General features: G+C 43.5%; 5 protein-coding genes and 3 pseudogenes. 6 read left to right on the forward strand and 2 right to left on the reverse strand.

What is annotated here, in order from left to right; genetic code table 11:
• From KUL93_RS10900 to KUL93_RS10920, 6 genes and pseudogenes are all read left to right on the forward strand, one after another.
• The coding region (locus tag KUL93_RS10900) for a DUF4214 domain-containing protein (protein WP_217127067.1) at positions 1-2,728 on the forward strand (2,728 nt) is incomplete at its 5' end.
• Between the two features lie 20 nt (positions 2,729-2,748).
• Positions 2,749-2,853 (forward strand): annotated as a pseudogene (locus KUL93_RS11840) (IS481 family transposase); the annotation flags it as partial.
• An 82-nt stretch (positions 2,854-2,935) separates the two neighbouring features.
• A complete protein-coding gene (locus tag KUL93_RS10905) occupies positions 2,936-3,619 on the forward strand; it encodes an acylneuraminate cytidylyltransferase family protein (protein ID WP_217127068.1) in 684 nt (227 codons plus the stop codon).
• Positions 3,612-4,502 carry a CatB-related O-acetyltransferase gene (locus KUL93_RS10910; protein ID WP_217127069.1) on the forward strand — a complete coding sequence of 297 codons (891 nt, stop codon included), beginning with the start codon at positions 3,612-3,614 and terminating at the stop codon, positions 4,500-4,502. The genes KUL93_RS10905 and KUL93_RS10910 overlap by 8 nt, the downstream gene beginning before the upstream one ends.
• Entirely contained in the window at positions 4,499-5,194 is a 696-nt protein-coding gene (locus tag KUL93_RS10915) for an inositol monophosphatase family protein (protein ID WP_217127070.1), read from the forward strand. Before KUL93_RS10910 ends, KUL93_RS10915 begins: the two co-directional genes overlap by 4 nt.
• Positions 5,191-6,714 carry an N-acetylneuraminate synthase family protein gene (locus KUL93_RS10920; protein ID WP_217127071.1) on the forward strand — a complete coding sequence of 508 codons (1,524 nt, stop codon included), beginning with the start codon at positions 5,191-5,193 and terminating at the stop codon, positions 6,712-6,714. Before KUL93_RS10915 ends, KUL93_RS10920 begins: the two co-directional genes overlap by 4 nt.
• Here the strand turns inward: KUL93_RS10920 and KUL93_RS10925 are convergent.
• Positions 6,711-7,397 (reverse strand): annotated as a pseudogene (locus tag KUL93_RS10925) (integrase core domain-containing protein). The gene KUL93_RS10920 and the pseudogene KUL93_RS10925 sit on opposite strands and share 4 nt — an antisense overlap.
• Before the next feature lie 211 nt (positions 7,398-7,608).
• Positions 7,609-7,771, reverse strand: a pseudogene (locus KUL93_RS11755) (IS481 family transposase); the annotation flags it as partial.

Consider the following 7,771-nt stretch of genomic DNA (forward strand, 5'->3'; position numbering starts at 1 on the left):
GACGCAAACGCAAGACCTTGCGCCGCTGCTGATGGAGATGGCCCGCTCGGACGAACGCTGGCGGCAAAGCTTTGCCGAGCGCGCCCCCGAACTGGTGCGTGCGCTCTACCGGGGACTGCTCGGGCGCGAGCCGGAACCCGAAGCGCTGCAAGACTACGCAGAGCGGCTGACGCAAACGCATGACCTTGCGCCGCTGCTGATGGAGCTGGCCCGCTCGGAGGAACGCTGGCGGCAAAGCTTTGCCGAGCGCGCCACTAACCTTGTAAACCAAATTTATAATGGACTCATGGGGCGAGAGGCTGATCCCAGCGGACTCAAAACATATACAGACAAATTGATAAAAGAAGGCGGCATTCAGAATACGCTACAATCGATAATTAATTCAGATGAGTTTAACAAAAAGAAATTTAAACAATATAAAACCATTGAAGTTATATCAAAAATTAATGGTTGCGGTACCTATGCTGTAGTGCATATACCACATCTGAGTTTTCTTCCGTGGGTTTTAGCTGTAAGTGATTTTATTTCACAAGAGCATCACTTAAAAATCATCCTGTTAACAACACATGACCATCCACTGATCTATGAAGCAAAGAAATTCTCAAGAAGTATTATCGATATAATTAATTTTGAAGAATTTCGATCGTTTATCAATCGACTCACAAACCGCCCTAAATGGTTAGTTTTCCATGCCTTTCTACAATCGTCACGGAACGCATCATTGCTGGATTGCTTTCCAGACGCATCAGCTTTGGTCTATGCCGATGGAGCACCAAATTTCTTTTTCCATGAAGAATCACTGACAGAAAAAAGAAAATCCCGAGTTAAAGGATTATTGGAGTTTGGCTACCATCAGAGATGGCACAAATACGACCCAAATAAACTGCCGGCCATGCGAGGGTGCATCCCGTGGAAATGGGTATTTTCTTACTATAGCGATATACGAGACGCCTTCCCTAAAAAAACGATTAAAGCAAAAGTTCAAGCTACTTCTTTTTTATTTTTAAGATATTGGCACGCCGGCAGATACCAGATTCCTGAACCGATTGTTTTAAATTTGCTTGTGAGTATTATTAATGAAGAGATAACACAACAAGATGTCCTAGTTGTCAAACATGATTACCGCTATAATCCACAGCTTATAGATTTAGTAATCAATCATGTTCGGGCACTGGGCGCGCAAGCAATAAATTTTAAGGATTATCTTGAGCAATACGGCTTGGACGCCGATCCAGAATTACCTTTTGAAATGACTGCTGGGCCAGAGTTGCTAGCCAGTGTCACGAAATATTTTGTGTACGATAGCAGTCTTGCAATCACACTTCCTTATTATTTAAAGTTTATCGGTCTGCATCACAAAGTTAACATTATTTGCGGAATTCCACAGCGTTTTCTACCCAGGAGCATTTCTCATGTTTTACAAGGTGAAATCGTTAAGTTTGTGGATCTCTGCAATAAAGTGGCACAAAAAATTTACAATCACATTACCGCGGAGGTGACAGATCAAACATATTGGCGTGCCACTATCGATTTAAAGCAGCTCGATTGCACAGCTCTAGATCAAAGGGCCCCTTTGAAGGCGCAGGATGAGAGTGAAAGTTATAGTCACATAGAGCTTATTGTCATTTATGTACCAGATCATAATTTTCTTCCGTGTTTATTGGCGTTAGCAAAAAATCTATCCCAGGAGGGATTTTATGTTGTTTTTGCCTTATCTCGATTTTTGAATAATTTTGAAGTTACGGTTGACTTTATCTGGGCAGCATTGACGATTGAAGATCTGGATGCCGCGCTTCGTCACAGCAATCTAAAAATAAAGAAGCTCTATGTTCATAGTTTTGGATTTATTGATGATGTAAGCCGTCTTGTCTCCTTGTGTAAGGATGCTAATCTTTGTTATTACGGCGATGGATTCAAAAATGAGTTTAAACTACCTCGCAATGATCATAAATTAGACGAAATGGTATTTTTTGGTTTTCAAAACAAGCGCTTTAAAGGCAAATCAAGACTAATTGACTACAATTGTTGGCTTGAGTTCGTTCCAATAGTCTTCCCAATACAAGAAAAACAGCGCGGCAGTATAGGTAAGGGCATGCTTGTATGCTTAAGGTATTATGGACTTGGTCCGTATGCTTTCGGTGAAAAGACGTCGGAATTGATAGTCAATACTATCTTAAAATCACACGATGGTCAGCAAAAGATTTTTTTAAAAACTGACAAACGACACCCAAAGCTGCTGACTGAGGTGATTTCAGGGTTACATGCATACGGTTTGGAGGCTATAGATTTGGCTGAGTATATAGGTGAAATCGCCATGCAACCACTTGAGGTGATTCTCCAAACGGACGTGCTCAAGGAAATTGACACCTATGTGGTTTTTGATAGCAGCCTGAGTTACATTATAGCGTTTCATCCTAACGTGAATCCCGACGTAAAAATTTATCTTGGGGCTGATTTAGAAAGTCTTGGGGTAAATTTAGACAACGTATCCATGCCTAATCATGTCGAGCAAATACTACAAGAGATGGGGAAAGCCGAACGCACTTTCATTGCTGGCTTGAAAACCATTAAAAACTACACGGAATTCTACGCCGATGCTCTTCGCGATGCAGAAATGAAAGTTGAAGCCCTTGGTGCTGCGTTTTACTTAGTTACGCGTAATGTCAAGCCAGAAAGTATGGCAGTTAATGCCACTAATAAGTTGGGTTACCAAAAAAGTCCTGAATAAACGAAGGAACGAACATGCAAAAACACGCTATAGGTCACATGACTTCCATTGAAAAACTTCGGTGGTGGCAAACCGAGCGACCTGACCTCTTCATTTCATGGGTAAATAATGTCACGTGTCTTGACACCCCGATAAAGGGTATGAAATCAGGCTTTTTCGATTCAGGGGTATATAATTTCATGGGGCTTTACAGAGCGAGGGGTTGATATGAGAGTGGTTGCTGTTATTCCAGCTAAAGGCTTTTCCAGCCGAGTACCAGATAAGAACTTTCGACCTTTTTATAAAGGAAAATCATTGTTAGAAATTAAGATTTTTCAGTGTCTCCAAAGTGGAGTGTTTGATTCGATTTATGTTTCCAGTGATGATGAGCGTGCAGCTGATATTGCGCACCAGTTAGGTGTTACATACGTGTTTCGTGATAACAGACTTTGCCTTGAAAGCACACCTTGGTACGAAGTCCTTGAAGGCATTCTCGATTCCTTACCCGAAACTGACGATGTCTGGGTTGCCTGGTGCCCTGTGACATCACCCCTTTTTCGTCGGTACGCTGAAATTGTGAGTTGTTTGTGTGATAAATTGACTGAAGGATATAATTCTATTACTACAGTAACATCACTTAGACATTACTATCTGAATGATCATTTTACTCCACTAAATCATTGTTGGGGGGTTTGGCACTCATATTCTCAGAAAATTTCCGCTATTTATCAGCTTAATCTAGCTTGCACTATTTCTCAAAAAAAGGAAATGAAGTTTTGTTCATATCAGATTGGATCGCGTCCAACCTTTTTCCTTACCGAAGCTTGGGAAGGTCACGATATTGATACTCAGGAAGAGTTCGAACTGGCTCAGTGGTACTTTAAACGATATTTTGGAAAAGCAGATGTTTGAACTGGATGATGAAGAAACCATTCCCTCTAGCCAACCTTTGCCGGTTTCTATCGACGTTGAGTTAACCCCACCTCGCTTAGCCAAGCTGCATGCAGCGATGATCGCTACCGATTGGGACATCTCCGCTTTTGATCGCAAAGAGGGCTGGTTAAATCGTTATAGGTGGTATCGATTCACTCATCGCTTTACAATCGAAGGGCCATCTGCTTTGTATGGTGGTGTTTATTCGCCTAATGTTTGGACTGGGGCTGGGGGTTTGTGTGCAATAGGGGCCGGATCCTACAGTCATTCGCCACTTCCAGAAGGCATGCGGGTCGGTCGCTATTGTTCGATTGGACGTGATTTAAAATTCATTGACTTTGCGCATCCGACAAGTTGGATTTCCAGTTCAGTTGCTTTTTTCTGCCCAGAGAGCATAAGCAGCTTGACAGCTATTCATGATTTGATAGATCGAGTAGGAAGATCAATCGATCCCAATTTCAATCGGCATACCTTCGACCCCAAACTTGGCCGATCTTACCCGGTGCTGGGTCATGATGTCTGGATAGGCGAGCGGGTAACGCTTGCGTTGGGCATTCGCATTGGCACAGGTGCAGTTATTGCTGCTGGTTCTGTGGTTACAAGGGATGTGCCACCTTATGCTGTTGTCGCAGGTGTGCCGGCACGTATCAAGCGCATGAGATTTGATGAGATTACCGTTGAACGATTATTGGCGAGTCGATGGTGGCGTTACCATTTTGCTGATCTTAATCATTTAGATATTACCAATCCCGAAAAGTTTTTGGATGCTTTTGATGTTCTGAACAAAACAAAACAATTGAAGACGTGGCATCCAATCTCTCTAACACTTCCAGACGACTGGTTGAAGGAGGATGGTGTATGATAACAATGGAGTTGTGCGATCGTATTCATAAAGAATTACCGAAAGTACTTGCTGGACGTGATCGTTTGTATTTAAAAGATGACAACAGTTATGTTAGTGAAGGGGATTTACTTATCCAGTCAATCGTAAACGATTGGATTAATGATCGATTGCATGGCTACCAGCTTATCTCTGAAGAAATGGCGCCATTTAATTGTGACTGGAATCCATTGGGCAAATATGTTGTACTAGATCCTATTGACGGTACAGAAAATTTCATTTCTGGCTTAAAGGAGTGGGGGGTTGGGGTATCGATCTATGCTAATGGACAACATCAAGAGTCTTGCATATATTTACCTGAGCTCGCTGAACGGCAGATTACTGGTATGCCCATGAAACGTTACCACTCCCGTATCATGGGTCTTTCTTCGTCTCTTACCGCAGATGAATTGGCTAATTTAAAGTTGCAACCGGGTTTAGAGTACCGGATTATCGGCTGTGCCATGTATAACTTGCTGATGGCAGCCCGTGGTTCTTATCTTGTTTTTGAAAACATCAAAGGAGTAAACTGCTGGGATATTTTGCCTGGTTTGAATTTGGCTCTTGAAGCGGGCTGCAACGTTTTTGTCGATGGCCAGGCTTATTACGGACAACTGCTATTTCCTACAAAAAAATACCATGTTCGCATTGAGCAAAAAAGGAAGCCAGAATGAATCGTCAGGAACTTTTATTATCCGCAATCCGCGGTAAGGAAGAAGCGGATATTGCGATTATCGGTAAAGGACGAAGTGTAGATAATATTTCCAGAGAAGCGTTGGATGGTATGATAGTCATCAACGCCAACGATTCTGAGGCAATTTTTCCTGGTGACATAGGTGTTTTTCATCATGGTTGGGTCCTTGATCGATTCGAGTTGCATCCTCCGAAATGCAAAATATATGTTACTGATAGAGCTATGCCTGCAGGGACTTGTGTCATTCCTGCGCAGTATGCTCCTTACAGTGAAGAGAGCGAACTCTTTGTTTCCCGCTTTTTTGATGTAGATACCATATGGTTAGAACAAGCTGCAGTGATCAGTTGTTTGCGCGTTGCTAATGAATTGGCGAAGGCTCTTGGGAAACGTAAAAGAACTTTTTTGTTGGGTTTTGATTTTTCACTCGATGATGGATTTTCTGTACGTATTGAAAATGGGTTGCACGGTGCAGATGATACGTATGTTGCATGTCTGATAAAAACACAAGAGATTTATCTTGAGTGTCTATTAAATGAAAGAGATAAGTTGTTTATTGACATTATACATGTAGGTAAGCGTCCTTATAGTATTTATACGGTTGAGGCTTTCAATGCCTTGAAAGCGCCGCAGTGTTCGATTGTTGCCGCAAATGAAAAAGGCGATCTTGCTTTCAATCGAGTTTTGATCGTTGCTGAAATTACCACTAATCATTTTGGTGATAGAGAACGTCTTGCAGCCATGATTAGGCTTGCTAAGCAAGCCGGGGCAGATTTTATTAAACTTCAGAAACGCGATGTCGACACTTTTTATGATTTTGAAACGCTTTCGAGGCCGTATAAAAGCCCATTCGGAACAACATTTCGTGATTATAGGTATGGCCTTGAGTTGAGCCGTGATGATTTTGAATGGGTAGATTCTTATTGCCGACGCCTTGGCATTGGGTGGTTTGCTTCAATTTTAGATGAGCCATCTTTTAATTTTATTAAACCATTTAATCTAGAATTAATTAAGCTCCCGTCTACGATATCTGAAAAAAAATCTTTTCTACGAAAAGTCGCATCCGAGTGGGATAAAGGGTTGGTTATTTCGACAGGTATGACTGGTCCAGAGTATGAAACATTTATATTAGAGCAATTCCAAAAAGCGTCTCATATTTATTTGCTTCAGTGTACTTCTGCTTACCCAACACCAGAGCATCATGCAGGTATCGGTGTTATATCTCACTATAGGGAACTAGCTACTCGCGATCCTCGCATCATCCCTGGATATTCAAGTCACGATATTGGTTTTTTGTGTTCACAACTGGCTGTCGCAGCTGGGGCAAAAATGATTGAAAAGCATGTAAAATTAGGTACTGTCCAGTGGGCACATTTTGATGAAGTTGCACTTGACCTGGCAACTGGAGAATTCGAGGCCTTTGTTAAGGCAGTTAGACGAGCCGAGAGGATTGTGGGCAATGAAGAGAAAGTAATCTTTCCTTCAGAACATCATAAATATTAGCAGTCAAGACCCGCGACATTAACTACCCTTGAAACAAAGAGGTCTGGTCGCTCGGTTTGCCACCATCGGAGTTTCTCATTGGGAGTCATGTGACCCAAAGCGCGTTGAGGAATACGGTGATTGTACGCCCAAAGGTATCGCGAGCGCGTCTCTTGAGGTCGGCTGCGGAAGAACATAGCGCTTCAAGCGCGCAAAATCTCGGCAATGCGACCGTTGAAGCGTTCCACTATCCCGTTGGTTTGCGGATGGCGGGGTTGGATGAGCCGACGCGCGATGCGCTTTTCACCACAGAGCCGATCAAACGGATGGCGCCCCGTGATTTGGCGTTCGCCTGCGGAGGTGAAGCGGTCGGAGAACTCCTTGCCGTTATCGGTCAGAACCGTACGCACCACGAAAGGAGCATTGGCAAGGACGTTTGCAAGAGAGTGCGTTGCCCGATCGATCGCGACAAAGAGATAGCGGTGTTGCTCGAGGCTTTCACGTTCCTGTTGCTGTATTCTGAGGTTCGAGACCCCATGGCGACGCAGGTAGCGTCGCGAGCGGCACAGATTGGTGTTGAGAAACGCTCTGGCAAGCTCGCGGTGACTGACCGAAGCCGGTGCTTGTTGGATCTCGAGGCGAATCCGGGGTGTCGTTCGGGCGTTGGCATGAATACGCGGCATGGCTACGCTCCTTCGTTCCATGCTTTCCGGCCTTGGAACAAGCGCTCAAGGAGTCGGTATGCTTTGAAGCGTTTCGCACGCCTTATGGTAATATAAAGATTTGGGACCTGACAATTTTTATTGATATTGCTTGTCTGTCTGGAGGTGAAATATGGAAGGCTTAGTTTTTCGAAGCGTCAAATCGATTGTGCTTTTTTTTGTGATGTATTGGTCATTAAAATACTTGGGTGTTTCAAATGGAGCTGCGACAGTAGTTGTCAAGACCCGTGACATTATCTACCCTTGAAACGAAAAGCTCTGGTCGCTCGGTTTGCCACCATCGGAGTTTCTCAATAGGAGTCATGTGACCCAAAGCGCGTTGAGGAATACGGTGATTGTACGCCCAAAGGTATCGC

The sequence above is a fragment of the Hydrogenophilus thiooxidans genome (genome assembly GCF_019049855.1).
Classification (GTDB): domain Bacteria; phylum Pseudomonadota; class Gammaproteobacteria; order Burkholderiales; family Rhodocyclaceae; genus Hydrogenophilus; species Hydrogenophilus thiooxidans.

Excerpts from the sequence above, each read along its gene's own strand:
- KUL93_RS10905 (WP_217127068.1), top strand. The coding sequence starts at position 2,936 with ATGAGAGTGGTTGCTGTTATTCCAGCTAAAGGCTTTTCCAGCCGAGTA.
- KUL93_RS10910 (WP_217127069.1), top strand. The coding sequence starts at position 3,612 with ATGTTTGAACTGGATGATGAAGAAACCATTCCCTCTAGCCAACCTTTG.
- KUL93_RS10915 (WP_217127070.1), top strand. The coding sequence starts at position 4,499 with ATGATAACAATGGAGTTGTGCGATCGTATTCATAAAGAATTACCGAAA.
- KUL93_RS10920 (WP_217127071.1), top strand. The coding sequence starts at position 5,191 with ATGAATCGTCAGGAACTTTTATTATCCGCAATCCGCGGTAAGGAAGAA.